Below are 16,796 nucleotides of genomic sequence, written 5' to 3'. Positions count from 1 at the left end.
GTATCGGCTCGCCCGCCACCGCGTGCGCGCGCCCGGCGAGCTCGTCAACCAGTGACATCGGCCGGCTCGCCGATGGTGGAGACCGCCCGCAGCCGCTCGGTCAGGCCCGCGTCGACGACACCGTCGGCGGACACCGCGACCCGGTAGAGGTCCCGTGCCGCTTCGACCGAGACGAATCCGTCGAGCACGTCCCGCGCGACCTCTTCGACGGGCCGCTCGGCGGCCTCGCCCCAGCCGCCGCCACCCGCCGTGCGGAACGACACGTAGGAACCGGCTTCCAGCCGCAGACCGGTGTGCTTCTTGACGTGGCTCGCCTCGCCGCCCGGCTGACGTACCACGGTGTCGTTCACCGCGCCCGGGTGTCCGCCGCGCAGGCCCCACGGCGGGCAGGTGGTGCGTTCGTTGGCGATGTTGGTGAACATCTCCTGCTGGGGTTCGACGTCGATCTCCAGGCCGAGACCGCCCCGGTAGCGCCCGGCGCCGCCGCTGTCGGCTCGCAGTTCGTGCCTGTTGAACACCAGGGGGTAGCGCGCTTCCTGGATCTCGATCGGTACGTTGCGCACATCGCCCTGGCACATCGAGACGCAGGCGCTGGGGCCGTCGCCGACCGGCCGGCCGCCCCAGCCGCCACCGTTGATGTTCAGGCAGACGAACCGGGCGCCGGTGCGCTCGTCGATTCCGTGGAAGGTGAACCCCGACATGTCGCCCTTGTGTGCGGCCGGTACCCGGTCGGGCAGGGTCGGTGCGAGCGATCGTACGATGGTGTCCACCACCGTGGGCAGGGAGATGCTCCACTGGCCGAGCGCCGCCGGCGGCCGGGCGTTGAGCAACTTGCCCTCGGGCAGGATCACATGAAGATTCCGGAAGGACCCCTCGTCCACCGGGTGGGTGGGCAGGGTGAGCATCTTGAACGCGACCCGGGCGGCCGCGATGCCTCCGGATTTACCGGAGTTGAGCGGCCCCTTGACCTGCTCGGCGATGCCGGAGAAGTCGACGGTCAGCTCCTCCCCCGCCACCTCCACCCGGATGTCGAGGTGGATACGGCGGTCGAGGTCCTGGCCGTCGTTGTCCATCCACGCCGTGGCGGTGTATTCACCGTCGGTCATGCGTGCGACGGCGTCCCTGGACAGCCGCTCGGACTGGTCGCGCATAGTGCTCACGCAGGCCATGACGGTGTCGAGACCGTAACGGCCGATCAGCTCGGTGATCCGCCGCTCGCCGAGCCGGCATGCGGCGAGTGCGGCCCGCAGGTCACCGAAGGACGATTCGGGTACCCGGACGTTGTCCTTGATGATCTGCATGACGTCGTCGTCCCACGTGCCGGCCTTCATCACCTTGATGGACCGCAGTTGCAGGCCCTCCGAGTAGATGTCGGTGGTCGCCGTCGAGCCGAAGCCGATACGGGAGCCGCCGATGTCCACCCAGTGCGCGCGTACCGCCGGGAAGGCGACGACCTCGCCGTCCACGAAGATCGGGGTGTAGACGACCACGTTGTTCAGGTGCTGTCCGGCGACGTACGGGTAGTTCATCACGATCGCGTCGCCGGGCTCGAAGCCTTCGAGACCGAAGCGGTCGATGCCGTCCGCGACCGAGACACCCAGGTCCGCGAGGAAGATCGGCAGGCCGCCGAGGTTCTGCGCGATGAGCTCGCCGGAGGTGTCCACGAGACCGACGCAGTAGTCCTGCACCTCGAAGATCATGGGGTTGTAGGCGGCCCTGCGCAGTGCGGTCGCCATTTCGTCGCAGTGCGCGACCAGGGCGCAGCGCACCACTTCCAGGGTGATCGGGTCGACATCGGTGACGGTCATACCAGGCTCCCTACCGAGATGACGAGCGATTCGTCCGCGGCGACGGTGAGCACGTCGCCCGCGTAACACACCACCGACGAGGTGGCTTCCTGCACCACGGCCGGACCGGTGATCCGCTGACCGGGCAGCAGCGACTCCCGGTCGTACACCGGGCAGTCCACCGGCTCCGCGCCGGTGTTCAGCACAACCGGGCGCCGCTCGCCCGGTTCCGGCTCGCCGGCGGCGGCCGGCGCCGGTGCCGCACCGGACGCGGTTGTCACACCGGCGGCCAGCGGCATGGTGATCACCGTGCGCGCGCCCACCGCCTCGACCGGCTCTCCCGGCGCCTTGTGACCGTAGAGCTGGTCGTGCAGTGTGTCGAAGTCGGCTCGTACGGTGCCGTACGTGCCGACGGTCAGCCCCTCCTCGGGCACCGGCACGGAAATGGTGAACTCCTGTCCCCGGTACCGCAGTTCCAGCAGATGCCGGACTTCCGGGGCCTGGGTGGGCTCGCCGATGTCCGCGCGCAACTGCTCCCAGGCCTGTGCTCCGAGCGATTTGAGGATCCCCGCGTACTGCTCGACGGTCGCCTCTTCCAGCGGGGCGAGAAGTGTGCGTGTCAGGTCGTGCCGTACATCACAGGACAGCATGCCCTTGGCGGAGAACTGTCCCGGCAGTACGGGCACCACCACGGTGCCGATGTTGAGCTCACGGGCGATGGAGACCGCGTGCAGCGGGCCCGCTCCGCCGGTCGCGACGAGCGCGAACTCACGGGGGTCCTCGCCCTTCTCCACCGAGACGGCGCGCACCGCGAGGGACATCTGCGCGTCGGCTATGGTCACGATGCCGAGGGCAGCCGCGTACAGGTCGAGGCCGAGCGGGGTGCCGACATGCTTGACGATGGCGGCTTCGGCGGCTGCCCGGTCGAGGCGCATCCCACCGCCGAGGAAGCGACGCGCACCGAGCCTGCCGAGCACCAGATTCGCGTCGCTGACCGTCGGCCGGTCGCCGCCGAGACCGTAGCAGGCCGGGCCCGGCGAGGCGCCCGCGCTCCGCGGGCCGACCTTCAGCGCACCGGCGGCGTCGACCCAGGCGATGCTGCCACCGCCCGAACCCACTTCGACGATGTTCACCACGGGCAGTGTCATCGGATGCCCGGTCGCGTACCCGCCGATGAAGTAGCCGGGGCTGATGTCGACCTCACCGTTCTTGACCAGGCTGGTCTTCGCGGTGGTACCGCCCATGTCGAACGGGATGAGCCGTGGCAGACCGAGACCGCCGGCCAGGGCGGCGGCGCCGATGACTCCGGCGACGGGACCTGATTCCATCATCCGGACCGGGCTGCGGCGCGCGGTACCGACCGACATGATGCCGCCGTTGGACTGCATGATCAGCAGCCTGCCGGTGAATCCGCGCGCGGCGAGTCGCTCGCTGAGCGAGTCCAGGTAGCGTGAGACGACGGGTCCCACATAGGCGTTGAGTACGGCGGTCGAGGTGCGTTCGTACTCCCGGTACTCGCGCATGATCTGATGGGAGAGGGTGAGGTAGACCTCCGGCCACAGCTCCTCGATCAGTCGGCCCAGGGCCAGTTCGTGCTCCGGGTTGGCGTAGGAGTGCAGCAGGCAGACAGCGACGGATTCCACTCCCGCGGCCTTGAGTTCGGCGATCAGGGCACGGGCGGCCTCGGTGTCCAGGGGCGTACGGACACTGCCGTCGACCAGGACACGTTCGCGCACCTCGCGGCGCAGGTGCCTGGGTACGAGCGGTACGGGCTTGCCGAAGAAGAGGTTGTACGGTTCGGAGCGGTTGCCCCGGCCGATCTCGTAGACGTCGCGGAACCCCTCGGTGGTGATCAGTGCGGTGCGGGCGCCGGCGCGCTGGAGCACGGTGTTGATGGCGATGGTCGAGCCGTGCAGGAACAGTTCGGTGTCCTGGAGCCGGGCGTCGAGTTCGGCCAGCCCGTTCAGCACGCCCTCCGCGTGGTCGTCCGGGGTGGTCAGTGTCTTGGCCGTGTGAAAGGCGCCGTGTTCGTCGATGGCGGTGATGTCCGTGAATGTGCCACCGATATCGGCTGCGATGTGCTTCATGCGTGGGCACTCCTCGTCGCCTTGGTCTGGTGCGGGTCGAACGTTGGTCATCGGGGCCCAGGCCGGGCCGGGCCTTCGGGCCGGTCGTACGGGCCAGTCGTACGGGCCGGTCGTACGGGAGGTCAGCGCGGTTCGGTGCGCCAGGAGTCGGCCATTCGTTCCAGCCGCCTGGCCAGCCAGTTCAGGAGCAGGCCGGCCACGATCACCACCACGACGGAGGCCAGCACGTCGGTGGTGCCCAAGTGCCCCGCGTAGTAGCTGATGTTGTAGCCGATGCCGCCGTCCCCGGCGAAGAACTCCCCGATCACCACACCGACCATCGCGCGGCCGAGACCGAGCCTGAGCCCCGCCATCACGGTCGGCACCGACGCCGGCAGGATCACCTTGACCAGCAGTGCGCTCTCGCCGGCGCCGAAGGAGACAGCGGCGTCGACCAGCTTGCGGTCGACGTTGCGTACCGCCTGGGAGGAGTTGATGATCACCGGGACCACTGCCATCAGGAACGTGATCGCGGTGACCGCCGGCCGGCCGAGGCCGAACGCGAGGACCAGCAGCGGGAAGAGGGCGACGATCGGCGCCGAGTACAGGAGCCAGACGTACGGTTCGACGGCGAACTCGACGTAGCGGTAGCGCCCCATCAGCAGGCCCACCACCACACCGACGACCGCCGCCGCGCCGAAGCCGATGCACAGCTCGACCGCGCTGACGCCGACAGAACTCAGCAGCGTCCCCGAAGTGGCCTGCGCGGTCAGCGAGTCGGCGATCAGTGCCGGCGAGGAGGTGAGGAAGGGGTTGATGAGCCCCAGAGAGGCCGCGAGCTGCCAGACCACGGCGACCACGACGATGAAGCCGCCTCCCAGCAGTACGGGAAGGGACAACCGGAACCAGTTGGTGCGGGTCACACCGGTCAGGCCCGACATGGCTCACCCCTTCCCTGTCGTGACGGCGGACTGGAGTGAGCGCAGCAACAGGCTGACGAGATAGCCGAACACCGCGACGGTGAGGGTCACGAACAGCAGCGGAGCGATGTCGAAACTCTGCCCGTACGAAGAGACCATGAGCCCGATGCCCTGGCTCCCCGCGTACAGTTCGCCGACGATGACGGCGACCACCCCGCGGCCGGCGCCGAGCCGCAGTCCCGCCACGATCGTGGGCAGCGCGCTGGGCAGCAGCACTTTGGTGAAGACCGCGAACCGGGAGGCGCAGAAGCTGTCCGCGGTCTGGACGAGGCGCGGATCGCTCTCCCTGATACCGGCCATGGCGTTCACGACGATGGTGATCACACCTTCGACGAAGACAATGGCGATCTTGGAGGTCTCGCCGATGCCGAACGCGAGAACGATCAGCGGCAGCAGGGCGAGGGACGGCGTGACGTAGAGCGCCAGCAGCGCGGGTTCCAGTGTCTGGCGCAGCCGGAGCCGCCATCCCATCAGCATCCCGAGCGGTACGCCGACGACGACGGCCAGCAGCAGTCCGGCGCCGAACTCGACCAGGCTGACCCGCGCGTTGCTCCACAGTTCGCCGGAGCCGATGAGCTGCTTGCCGGCGCGCAGGACGGCGATCGGAGTGCCGGTGTATTTCGTGTCGATCAGGCCGCTCTGCCCGGAGAGCTGCCAGGCGACCAGCACGACGACGACGCTGCCGAGCGCGACGCGCACCTGCGCGCCCGGAAGCCACTTGGCGCGGCGTACGGGCCGGGCGAGGCCGGCGACCGGGGACAGGCGCGTCATCGGACCGACTGCCCTGAGCGGACCGCGGTGGACTTCCCGGGAACCGCCGTCCGCGCCCCGCCCGCCGCCGGTCCTTCGCTGTCCGGCGCGGGTCCTGGTCCTTCGCTGTCGTCGCCGAAGAGCAGGGAAGCCAGATGGGTACGGTACTTCGCGAAGGCGGCGCCGGCTCTGACCGCCGCGTCCCTGGGGCGTGGCAGGTCGATCTCGATGATCTCGGTGACCCGGCTGGGCCTGCCGCCCATGACGAGGATCCGGTCGGCGAGGAACACCGCCTCGTCGATGCCGTGGGTGACGAACAGTACGGTCTTGCGGTCGATGTCCCAGATCTTCAGGAGTTCGACGGCCATCAGCTCGCGGGTCTGCGCGTCGAGGGCGCCGAACGGTTCGTCCATCAGCAGGACGGCCGGGTCGGTCGCCAGGGCGCGGGCGATTCCGACCCGTTGGCGCATACCGCCCGACAGCTCGTGCGGACGGCTGGTCTCCCTGCCGCGCAGACCGACCAGATCGACGTACCGCTGTGCGGCCGCGAGCCGTTCCGCTTTGCCGACGCCCTGCAACTCCAGGCCGAACGCCACGTTGGACAGTACGGTCCGCCACGGCATCAGTGAGGCGTCCTGGAAGACCATCGCGCGGTCCGGGCCCGGCTTGGTGACCGGTGTGCCATTGATCCGTACGGCGCCGCCGGAGGTCGCGAGCAGGCCGTCGGCGGCCATCAGTACGCTGCTCTTGCCGCAGCCGCTGGCTCCGACGATCGTGACGAACTCGCCCTCGGAGACGTCCGCTTCGAAGCCGTCCACAGCGATGAACGGCTCCCTCCTGCCCTGGTAGGAGATCTGAACCTGGTCGAAAGAGATATGTGCCATGGGAGTGCTCCGCTCGCCTCGATCGGTCGTCGGCTCAACGGGGTAGGAACGTGGTGTCCAGCCACTTCGACTCGGGCAGCTTGCTGGTGAAGGACTTGCCGGAAATGCCCATGTTCCAGAAGGCGTTCATGGCCTTGTCCGACGGCAGCCGGCCGTCCGGGTAGAGCTGGTTGATCCATTCGGCCATGCTTGCCTTGGCGTCGGGGACGGACAGCTTCAGCTTCTTGGCCATGGAGGCCGCCGCGATGTCGGGCTGCTTCTTGGTCTTCGTCATGGCGGCGGACAGGGTGGCGACGAAGCGTTTCGCCCTGTCCTTGTTGCCGTTCACGAACGAGGACTTCGCCCAGGCGACGTGCATGGGGTAACTGTCGACAACGTCCTTGAGGTCGAGGATCTTGTTGTAGCCGTCCCGCGCGGCGTAGATGGTCTGCGGTTCGGTGAATACGTTGACCTGCAACTGACCCGCCTGCGTGGCGGCGAGCCGCGCGGCGGATGCGCCGCCCTGGATGATCTTGATGTCGTGGCTCGGGTCGAGCCCGGCGTGGGACACGGCGTACCGGGTGAGCAGGTCGGTCGACGAACCCAGTGTGGTGACACCCCAGTTCTTGCCCTTGCCCTGGCCCACGGAGTGAATGCTCGGGACCGCGTACCAGGCGAAGGCGGGCATGTCGAAACCGCCGTAGAACACCTTCGCGTCCTGGTGTGCCTCGATGGCGGTGAGCGATCCGCTCAGCGAACCGATCGCCACGTCGACGTCGCCGGACAGGACGGCCTTGGCGAGTTCGGCGTCACCGCTGAAGGTGACGGTCTTGACCTTCAGGCCGTTCTTGGCCCACAGGTTCTCCTCGTCGGCGAGATACACCGGTGCCAGTGTGGTGGCCGGGACCGGCAGTCCCAGCGTGATGGTGTTGCTGGTGTTGGAGGCGCCGCCGCCTCCGCAGGAGGTCAACGGCAGTGCGGCCAGCACGAGAAGGGCCGCACCGAGTCGTTTGCTGAGCAGGCTTTTCCGATACCGCATGGTGGCCTCGCTTCGTCCGCGAAGGGAGTACGAAGGGCCGGCCGGGAATGAGGCCGGGAGCGGTGCGCGCAGGTTGGTGTACCTGCCGCTTGAGCTGTGCCAGCCGAGGTTCAACCGTCAGATCGTTGTGACCGGGCCTCACTTCGGCATTTCATTGATAGGTCGTTTGTCGACGCCCGTCAATAACTTGAGAAACATTGGTGCGACCGGACGCCCGGGGCCCCTGCGGTCACATCCGTACTGACCTGCGGGTTTGCTTCCGCGATCACAGCCGGGCGGAGGGCGGGCGCCGGGAAGGGCGGAGGAAGGCCGCATCGGCACCCTTCACAACGCGTCGGATGCGGGCATAGCCTCTGCGGCGAGAGTTCGCGGTCACCCGATGTCCGGCGCTGGACACGCCGGAGCCCGACCGTCCCCATGGGCGCTCTCGTACCCCGGGGCGACTCCCCGCGCTTCAACTGCGCGGGCACACAGCGGTGTTCCTCCACACATGGACTGTGGACCGCCTCTCGTGCCGAGGGGCGGCCCACAACGGTCCGGAGACCTGGTTCGCTGGTCAGTCGGTGAGCAGTGAAGCGATTACGTGGTCAGCTCCTCCGCCGAGCGGACCGCCAGCCGCAGCACCGGTTCCGGAATCCCGGCCTCGCGCAGCGCGCTGCCGTCCCGGGTGGTGAGGCGGAAGGTGTGGGTCTCGCCCGGGAGGAGGGTGACCAGGGACGTGTCGGACGTCAGGGCGTACGGAGGGAGATCCAGTGCGGCGGCCAGCCGGTCGGGGAAGACGCAGACGTCGCGCAGGAGCGACTCCGCCGTCACCGTCAGGGCCAGCGCGCCGTCCGCGTAGGAGGTGGTCACCGTACGGACGGGCGGAGGCGAGGTCAGGACGCGGCCAGGGCGGTAGGCCCAGGTGGTACGCACCCCGTCCGCCTCCACGACCAGCAGCTCGGCGTGCGGGTCGGCCGGGGCCGCCACCGCCGGGTCCAGCGGCAGGGTGACCAAGCCGTTCGCCGGACAGCTCGCCTCCAGCCGGGTACGCGCCAGCTCCCGGCCGTCCAGGGAGACGCGGAACACCGAAACCTCCGGTGTCCAGTCCCCCACCGCGTCGTTGACCAGCGTCAGCGCGAGACCCGCCGTACCCGTCGGGTCGTGCGCCGGGCCGGGGCTCACGGGCTGTACGGTCGCCAGCCGGGGCGCGAAGGAGTGCCTGAGCGCGTACCACAGCGGCTTCTCGATGCCGGCCACGTCGACCGCCGACCAACTGATCGCCGGCCAGCAGTCGTTGAGCTGCCACACCACCGCGCCCGCGCACCGTTCCCGCGACCGCAGCCACTCCACGCCGGCCGCGACCGCCCGGGCCTGCACCAACTGGGTGGCGAAGTGCCAGTCCGCGCCCTCCGCGGGAGTGGGCACGTGCGGCTGGAGGCCACGGGTCAGCTTGTGCATGCCGTCGATGGCCCGCAGATGATGCCGGGTCAGCGGCGAGGCGGGGCCGGGGGTCTCCCCGCCGAGCACCCGCTCAAGGGTCGTCCAGGCGGCCGGCCCGCACCATCCCATCTCGGCGACGAAGGACGGGTCGTGGTCCCGGTAGTGCGCGTAGTCCGCCTCGTTCCAGGCGTCCCACAGATGGCTCAGGCCGTGCGTGTCGGCCGCCGGGTCGGCGTCGAGCGTCCCGGACCAGGGCGAGTTGGGCACGTACGGGCGGGTCGGGTCGAGCCGGGCCAGCACGCCGGGCAGCACGTCCAGGTAGTAGTACGCGCCCCAGCCGCGCTCGCCGATCTGGTCCGCCCAGCCCCAGTGGTGCCGGCCGAGGACCGTCTCGTTGCCACCGCACCACACGACCAGGCTCGGGTGCGGGGACATCCTGGCCACCGCCTGTTCGGCCTCCGCTGTGACCAGCGCCGCGGTTTCCTCGTCCTCGCAGTAGGCGGCGCAGGCGAAGAGGAAGTCGTGCCACACCAGTACGCCCCGCTCGTCGCAGGCGTCCAGGAAGTGCTCGTCGGCGAAGTGGCCGCCGCCCCACACCCGCAGCAGATTGGCGTTGCCGGCCACGGCCTGGTCGATACGGGCGACGACGCGCCGCGGTGTCTCGCGGCTGGGCAGGGTGTCGTCGGGGATCCAGTTGTAGCCGCGGACCCGTACGGTGCGGCCGTTGACGACCAGGGCCCAGCGGGTGCCGAGCGCGTCCGGGGTCTCGTCCACCGCGACCGAGCGCATCCCGACCCGTACGCCCGTCTCGTCCAGCACCGTGCCGTCCGGGGCGTCGAGGCGGGCGGTGAGCCGGTAGAGCGGCTGGGCGCCGAGGCCCACCGGCCACCAGAGTTCCGGGTTCGCGACGGTGAGCGTCAGCGCCGCCTCCTCCCCCGCGGCCTCGCCGGTGGCGTGTGCGGCCAACCGGCCGTCCGGGCCGGTCAGTTCGACCAGGACACGGGAGCCGGCGGGGGCCTCGACCCGTACGTACGCGGTGAGTTCGGCGGCGCCGTGGTCGGCGTCGAGCCGGACCAGCGGGCGTATGTGGTCGATACGGCCCGCGTACGTCTCCAGCCTGATGCCCCGCCAGATACCGGCGGTGACGTAGTGCGGCCCCCAGTCCCACCCGAAGTTGGCGGCCGTCTTGCGGATGTGCGCGTACGGCTCGTCATAGGGCGAGGGCAGCGGGCCGTGCGCGCGCTCGTGGGCGAGTGCGGCGTCCCAGGCGGAGGCGAAGCGCACCTCGACGGTGTTGTCGCCGGGCTCCAGCACGTCGTCCACCGGCCAGCGGTGGGCGAGGTGCTGATCGCGGGCGGCGCCGACGTGCCGACCGTTGACGTACACCTCGGCGACCGTGTCCAGGCCGTCGGCGACCAGGTCGGTACGGGCGCCGGGCACGGGCGTGAACGCGAAGGAACGGTGGTACGACCACTGGGAGCGCCCCACCCAGTCCTGCGCCGGCTCACCGAGCCCCACGTCCGGGTCGGTCAGGTGGCCCGCTGCGAGCAGTGCGGTGTGCACCTCGCCGGGCACCTGGGCAGGCAGCGCGGCGTCCCCGACCCCGGCGGGCGTGCCGTCGGGGCCCGCCAGCCAGGTCAGTCGCCACTCGCCGCCGAGGTCGTGGCGGGTGGCGGACGGCGTCGAGGTGTCGGCGTCGGCGCGTACGCCGTTCCCGGTAGGGGCGTCGGAGCCCGGGCCGGTGCTGATTTCAGTGCTGAGTGTCATCCCTTGACTGCCCCTGCGGTGAGTGCTTCCTGCATACGGCGGCTGGCGAGCGAGTAGGCGACATACACCGGCAGAAGAGTCAGCACGGTGCCGGCGGTGAGGACGCCGAAGTCGGTCGAGTCGGAGATCAGAGTGGGCAGCGCGACCTGCGCGGTGCGGACGTCGGGTCCGGTTCCGGTGATGGTCAGCGAGAAGAGGTACTCGTTCCAGAAGGTGAGCATCTGGAGGATCGCCACGCTCACCACGCCGGGCATGGCGATCGGGATGAACACGTTGACCAGCAGCCGCCAGTTGCCCGCGCCGTCCAGCGCCGCCGACTCCACCAGCGCGGGCGGCACGGTCCTCATGAACTGAGTGAGCAGCAGCACCGACAGCGGCAGCGCGCTCGCCGGCAGGAAGAGCATCTGGAACTCGCGCGTGTAGAACATGTCTATCTTGATCGCGAGGATCACGGTGGGGATCAGCGCCGCGAACGGCGGGATCAGAAAGCCCACCGAGAAGGTGCCGGTGACCAGCCGCGAGAGCCGGTTGTCGAGCCGGGCGAGCGCGAAGGACGCGGGCAGCGCGAGGCCCAGCGTCAGCACGATCGCGACGGCGGAGATCAACAGCGAGTTCAGCAGCGCCTGTCCGAGGGCCGCGGTCTCCCAGGCGGTACGGAAGTTGTGCCACAGCCAGTGGCCGGGCAGCGCGAAGGGATGGTTGAAGATCTCGATGTTGGTCTTGAACGCGCTCGCCACGAGGTAGTAGAGCGGCGCCGCGAGCACCAGCGCGTACAGCCAGGACAGCGGGACGGCGAGCCGTCCCGCGTCGCGCCGCCGGGAGCGCCGTACGGGGCGGGGGCGTTCGGGGTCCGGCGCGTGGGCCCGGGAGGGCGGGGAGGTGGGGACGGTCATCAGATCTTCTCCAGGGGGCTGCGCAGCAGCACGCGGATCAGCAGCATCCCGAGGACACCGACCAACAGCAGGACGACGCCGACGACTTGGCTGTATCCGAGGTCGCTCTGCGAGAAGGCCTTCTCGTACACCAGGTAGGACAGAGTGGTGGACGAGGTGCCGGGTCCGCCCTTGGTGAGCAGCAGGATCAGCGCGGCGGAGGTGAACAGTGTCCAGAGGAACTGGAGCATCGTGAGGGTGCGGACGTAGTCCTTCACCATGGGGAAGGCGATCTGCCACATGACGCGGAAGCGTCCGGCGCCGTCGATCCTGGCCGCCTCGATCACATCGCTGGGGACGCCGGCCAGCCGGGAGGCGAACAGCACGGCGGTCCAGCCGATGCCGCGCCACAGGTCGATGGCGATCAGGCTGGGCAGCGCGGTGGCGGGGTCGGCGAGCCAGGCGTGCGCGAGCGAGTCCAGGCCCACCGCGTTCAGCAGGCCGTTGGTGCCGCCGTTCGGCGACAGCACCCCGTAGAAGATCGTCCCGGTGATGGCGATGGAGATCAGGCCCGGCGAGAAGTACAGCACGGACAGCAGGCGGTAGCCGCGCGGTTTGGTGCTCAGGTGGTAGCCGAGCATGAAGGCGAGCGGGATCATCACCGGGATGACGACGGCGACCTGCACGGCACTGTTGCGCAGCGCGTCGTGGAAGACCGGGTCGCCGAAGACCTGCCGGATGTTGTCGGTGCCGACGTAGCTGGGGTCGTAGATGAGGCCCTTCCACCGCAGGGTGGCGATGACGAACATCGCCACCAGCGGCCCTGCCGAGAAGACGGCGAACCACACGAGGGAAGGGACCGTCAGCCACAGCAGACGGGGGGTGTTGAGGCCGTTGCCGCGCCGTCGGCGGGCGCGGTCGGCCGGTGGTGCGGCCTCGGGAGCGGCGCGGGGGCCGGCCAGTGTGCTGGTCGATGACATGGAACTGTTTCTTTCGGCCGAGGAAGCGAGGAAGCGAGGAGGCGACGGGCGGTACGGGCACGGGCTGACGGCCCGTTACGGGGAGGGGCTGCGCGGTACGGTCGCGGGTCGCGGGGGGGGCGCCGCGGTGCGGCGCCCCCCGGGTGCCGCACGGTCCACGCGGTCGGGCGACGTCAGTTCTTGGCGCCCTTGGTCGCCTCGTCGAGGCCCTGGCAGATCGTGTCCGCGGAAGACTTGCCGTACGCCCCGGTCAGGACCTGGATGATCGGGTCGGACGCCGAGCCGATCCACACGTCGGGCACCACCGCGTAGTCCACGGTCTTGTCGAGCTTCAGCGACTGCGCCAGCAACGGGTCGGTGGCGTACTTCGCGAAGTCACCGGTGGTGGGCGGCAGGATGCTCGCGTCCTTCACGAAGTCGCCGACGGCCGGGTCCTTGTAGAAGGAGGTGATGAACTTGCGCACGTTGTCGATGCGGTCCTTCGAAGCGCCGCGCTTGGTGATCATGAAGCCGACACCGGTGAAGCCCTGGAGGGCGGTGGGGTTCTGGTAGACCGAGCCCGAGGCCAGCGGCAGACCGGCGAGCGTGGTGTGCGTCTCGACACCGGTGCCCGACTTCTTGGCGTCGGTGTACGCCCAGGAGCCGGCGGACATCATGGCGGCCTTGCCGGAGTAGTAGGCCGCGTACATCGCGTCGCCGTTCAGGCCGGCCGCGTTGTCGGTGAAAACGCCGGCGTCACGAAGCTGGGTGAAGAGTTTGATGCCCCGCATCACCGACGGGGTGGCGCAGTAGCCGCCGCTCCCCATGACCTTCTCCATGGCCGCGGCGTCGGTGTAGGACTGCGCGATCTGGTAGAAGAGCTTCTGCCCGGTCCAGTCGTTGCCGCCGACCGTGAGCGGCTGGATGTGGGCGGCGCGCAGCTTCTTGGAGGCGTCGATCAACTCGTCGGTGGTGGTCGGGACCTTGCCGACCCCGGCCTTCTTGAGCAGGTCGGTGTTGTACCAGACCGGCCAACTGAAGCCGGAGAAGGGCAGGCCCTGGAGCTTGCCACCGGGCTTGCCGCCGACCCGCCACTCGTCGAGCGCGCCGGCCTTCATCTTGTCGGCGAGGCCCCACTCCCTGAGGTAGTTGTCGACCGGGACGGTGACGCCGGCGTCCTGCCAACCGAGCGTCTTGTCGTACAGGTTGACGATCACCACGTCGGGGGACTTGCCGGCCGCGACGGCGTTCTCGACCTGGTCGTCGATGGTCTCCAGGCCGTCGGTGGCGTTGACCTTGACGCCGGTCTCCTTGGTGAAGGCCGTGAAGACGCTCTTCTGCGCCGCCGCCGCGGTGTTGCCCGCCGACCAGCGGGTCACGACGTCTATCGAGTTGCTGGCGCCGGTGCCGCCCGCCGAGGCGCCGCTCGTGCCGCAGCCGCCCAGGGTGAGGGCGAGCGCGCTGACGACGGACGCGGCCATGACGCGCACGGCCCGGGGCCTGGTGCGGTGGTCCATTGAGCTTCCTTTGCTTGAACGGCTTCGAACGCGACACAGCGTCCACGAGCGTCCAGCGGAAAGTCAATAAGTAAGATTAATAATCTATCAAGGATCAGGATCCAGGCAGATGCGTGCGGGCTCGGACCGCGTACGGGCGTACGGGCGTACGGGCAGGCAGGCCTCAGACGCTGCCGCGCACCACCAGGCGGGCCGGCGGTGCGTTGACCGTGGTGGCGGGGGCGGCGACCACGGCGTCCGCCAGGGTGCGGCCGGCCAGCTCGCCCAGCTCCTGGACGTCATGGCTGACCGCGCCGAGCGGCGGGGCGGCGAGCTGGCACAGGGCGGAGTCGTCCCAGGCCACCAGCGACAGGTCGGCCGGCACCATGAGCCCGAGCCGGCCCGCCTGGTGCAGGGCGCCAAGCGCCATCACGTCGTTGTCGAAGACGACCGCGGTCGGCCGGTCCTCCAGCGCGCTGAGCGCGGTCAGCGCCCGTATGCCCGCCGCTTCCGAGTAGTCCCCCTCGAAGGTCGTGGTGCGCACCCCGTGCCCGGCGGCCGCCGCCATGAAGGTACGCCGGCGGATGATCGTGTGCGCCATCTGCGCCGGGCCGGCGACGTGCCCGAGGTGGGCATGCCCCGCGGCGACCAGCTCGTCCACCACGTCCTGCATCGCCACGTCGTCCTGCGTCCACACGGCCGGCAGCCCGTCCGCGGTCACCGGAGGGCCGATCACCACCGCCGGCATGCCGAGCTCCCTGACCAGCGCCACCCGCTCGTCGCCCGGCAGCAGGTCGATGAGGATCACCCCCTGCACCTGGCCGTGCCGCGCCCAGGCCCGCATCCGTTCGGCGGCCTGCTCCACGGTGGCGACGACCTGGAGCAGCACCGGCACCCCGAGCGGCAGCAGGACGCGCTCCATGCCGGCGATGAAATCGTGGAAGAACGGCTCAGCGCCCAGCGCCTCGGCGTCCCGCACCAGGGCGAGCCCGACCGGAATGCCGCGCACCGGGCGGGCCCCGTCGCTGGTCGCGGGCGCGGGCATGGTGGCCTCCCGGTCGTGGGTCTCGTCTAATCTCGTGCGTGACGTAGTCGTACGACAGCGTACGGCGAAGGGGAAGGTGGACGAGGATGGCCCGACGGGAGTCCGCGGCGGCGGGACCTGGCAGCCGCGCACTCATCGTCGACCTCATCAGGTCGTCCGGGCCGATCAGCCGGGTGGAGCTGGTCAACGCGACGGGGCTGACACAGCCCACGATCTCGAACATCGTGCGGCGGCTGATCGACGACGGGGTGGTGCGCGAGACCGGCGACACGGTGGCCACCCGGGGCAAGCCGCGCACCATGCTGATCATCAACTCGCGAGCGGTCTACGGCGTCGGCATCCACGTCGGCTCGGACGCGCTGACCTGCGTGGTCACCGACACCCGCGGCGGCACAGTGGGCCGCACCCTCGTCGCGGGCCCGAGCGCGGGTGCCGCTCCGGCCGGTACGCCGGGCCGCGGTGCTGATTCCGGGGGCGGTACGGGGCCGGGTGGTACGGAGCCGGGTGGTACGGGCTCCGGTCGCGCGGGCTCCCCCGGCGGGACGGACTCCGCCGGCACCGAGGACGCCGCCGAGCAACTGGCCGCGCTCTACCGGGACGTGACGGAGGGGCTCGGCCTCGAGAAGCAGAGCGTCGCCGGGCTCGCGGTGGTCGGCCCCGGGCCCGTGGACCTGGCGCGCGGCGGCTTCCTCGCCCCGCCGGGTCTGCCGCAGTGGGCGGGACTCGACCTCGCGGACTCGCTGGCGGCGCGTCTTGACATCCCGGTGCTGGTGGACAGCGACGCGGCGGCCGCGACGGTCGGTGAGTTCTGGAGCCGGCAGGTCTCCCGGGACCGGACCTTCGGCTGCCTGTACATGAACAGCGGCATAGGCTCCGGCGTCGTCCTGGACGGTGCGCTGCACCGCGGCTCCAGCTCCAACGCGGGAAAGATCGGACATGTGGCCGTGATCCGCGACGGCGAGCCCTGCCCGTGCGGCAACCGCGGCTGCCTGGAGATGTACGCGGCGCCGCGCGCGGTGGTGGGCCGGGCGCGTGCGGTGCCGGGGCTCGCCGAACGACTGCGGATCAGCCCCGACGACCTGGACGCCCGGGCCTTCGACGTGCTGGCGCGGGCCGCTATCTACGGCGACGAGCAGGCCCGCGCGCTTGTCGACGAGTCGGCGGCGCTGCTCGCCGAGGGCGCTGTGACCCTGGTGAACCTGTGGGATCTCGACACGTTGGTGCTGGCCGGGCCGGGTTTCGTGGTCGCCGGATCGATCTACGTGAGCGAGGTCAGGCGGCGACTCGCCGAGCGCGCGTACACCCGCGACGTGCACGGCGTGCGGGTGGACCTGTCGAGCAACCCCCGGGACGCGGCGGCGATCGGCGGCGCCGCGCTGGTGCTCCAGGGCTCGGTGGCGCCGGGCCACGGTCCCGAACTGGCCGCCCGCGCCTAGCCCCTGAGGCGCCGGGATCTGATCGGCGGGCTCGCTGGGGCCTCCTGACGGAGGCTCGGCTTTCGCTCACCGGCGGCCACTTTGGTCCGATGTATTGATGCCGCGCCGACGCGCGGGTACGGTGCTCGACCGCTGGCACCTGCGGAGCCGCGGCGCGATGAGTTTCATAAATTAATTAAGAAACTAAGCCTTGAGCCTCTGGGGCCTTCGCGCCGACCCGGCCTCCGCGGCGCCCTCTCACCCCTCCCGAAGGAGCCCGATGAGACACCCCGTCAGCCCGCCCCGCGAGGGCGCGCCCGGCCGCAAACGCCGGG

General features: G+C 70.2%; 12 protein-coding genes. 1 reads left to right on the top strand and 11 read right to left on the bottom strand.

What is annotated here, in order from left to right; all coding sequences use genetic code 11:
• Nucleotides 1-44: 44 nt before the first annotated feature.
• The 11 genes from QR77_RS40925 to QR77_RS40875 all read right to left on the bottom strand — a co-directional run bounded on the left by QR77_RS40925 (nucleotide 45) and on the right by QR77_RS40875 (nucleotide 15,046).
• Nucleotides 45-1,808, bottom strand: a complete 1,764-nt coding sequence (locus QR77_RS40925; RefSeq protein WP_040026950.1) for a hydantoinase B/oxoprolinase family protein — start codon at nucleotides 1,806-1,808, stop codon at nucleotides 45-47.
• Complete coding sequence (locus tag QR77_RS40920) at nucleotides 1,805-3,874, bottom strand: hydantoinase/oxoprolinase family protein (RefSeq protein ID WP_040026949.1); 2,070 nt, start codon at nucleotides 3,872-3,874, stop codon at nucleotides 1,805-1,807. Before QR77_RS40920 ends, QR77_RS40925 begins: the two co-directional genes overlap by 4 nt.
• Before the next feature lie 122 nt (nucleotides 3,875-3,996).
• Entirely contained in the window at nucleotides 3,997-4,794 is a 798-nt protein-coding gene (locus QR77_RS40915; RefSeq protein ID WP_052489493.1) for an ABC transporter permease, read from the bottom strand.
• 3 nt (nucleotides 4,795-4,797) lie between these two features.
• Nucleotides 4,798-5,604: an ABC transporter permease gene (locus tag QR77_RS40910; RefSeq protein ID WP_040026948.1), complete on the bottom strand. Its 807-nt coding sequence runs from the start codon at nucleotides 5,602-5,604 to the stop codon at nucleotides 4,798-4,800.
• Nucleotides 5,601-6,467, bottom strand: coding sequence for an ABC transporter ATP-binding protein (locus QR77_RS40905; RefSeq protein ID WP_063798143.1), 867 nt, complete (start codon nucleotides 6,465-6,467; stop codon nucleotides 5,601-5,603). The genes QR77_RS40910 and QR77_RS40905 overlap by 4 nt, the downstream gene beginning before the upstream one ends.
• Nucleotides 6,468-6,501: 34 nt before the next feature.
• On the bottom strand, nucleotides 6,502-7,485 hold the full coding sequence (locus tag QR77_RS40900; RefSeq protein WP_040026947.1) for an ABC transporter substrate-binding protein: 984 nt from the start codon (nucleotides 7,483-7,485) through the stop codon (nucleotides 6,502-6,504).
• Nucleotides 7,486-8,064: 579 nt separating this feature from the next.
• Complete coding sequence (locus QR77_RS40895; protein WP_236711029.1) at nucleotides 8,065-10,674, bottom strand: beta-mannosidase; 2,610 nt, start codon at nucleotides 10,672-10,674, stop codon at nucleotides 8,065-8,067.
• Nucleotides 10,671-11,567 (bottom strand): carbohydrate ABC transporter permease, encoded by an 897-nt coding sequence (locus QR77_RS40890; protein WP_078877718.1) that lies wholly within the window; start codon nucleotides 11,565-11,567, stop codon nucleotides 10,671-10,673. The genes QR77_RS40895 and QR77_RS40890 overlap by 4 nt, the downstream gene beginning before the upstream one ends.
• Nucleotides 11,567-12,526 (bottom strand): sugar ABC transporter permease, encoded by a 960-nt coding sequence (locus tag QR77_RS40885; protein ID WP_040026946.1) that lies wholly within the window; start codon nucleotides 12,524-12,526, stop codon nucleotides 11,567-11,569. Before QR77_RS40885 ends, QR77_RS40890 begins: the two co-directional genes overlap by 1 nt.
• A gap of 173 nt (nucleotides 12,527-12,699) precedes the next feature.
• Nucleotides 12,700-14,022, bottom strand: coding sequence for an extracellular solute-binding protein (locus QR77_RS40880; RefSeq protein WP_040026944.1), 1,323 nt, complete (start codon nucleotides 14,020-14,022; stop codon nucleotides 12,700-12,702).
• Nucleotides 14,023-14,185: 163 nt separating this feature from the next.
• Entirely contained in the window at nucleotides 14,186-15,046 is an 861-nt protein-coding gene (locus QR77_RS40875; protein WP_052489492.1) for a LacI family DNA-binding transcriptional regulator, read from the bottom strand.
• A gap of 86 nt (nucleotides 15,047-15,132) precedes the next feature.
• Between QR77_RS40875 and QR77_RS40870 the strand changes: the two genes are divergently transcribed.
• Nucleotides 15,133-16,482 (top strand): ROK family transcriptional regulator, encoded by a 1,350-nt coding sequence (locus tag QR77_RS40870; RefSeq protein ID WP_236711028.1) that lies wholly within the window; start codon nucleotides 15,133-15,135, stop codon nucleotides 16,480-16,482.
• Nucleotides 16,483-16,796: the final 314 nt, after the last annotated feature.

The sequence above is a fragment of the Streptomyces sp. 150FB genome (assembly GCF_000818195.1).
GTDB lineage: Bacteria > Actinomycetota > Actinomycetes > Streptomycetales > Streptomycetaceae > Streptomyces.
This window is presented reverse-complemented; position numbering and strand designations above follow the sequence as displayed.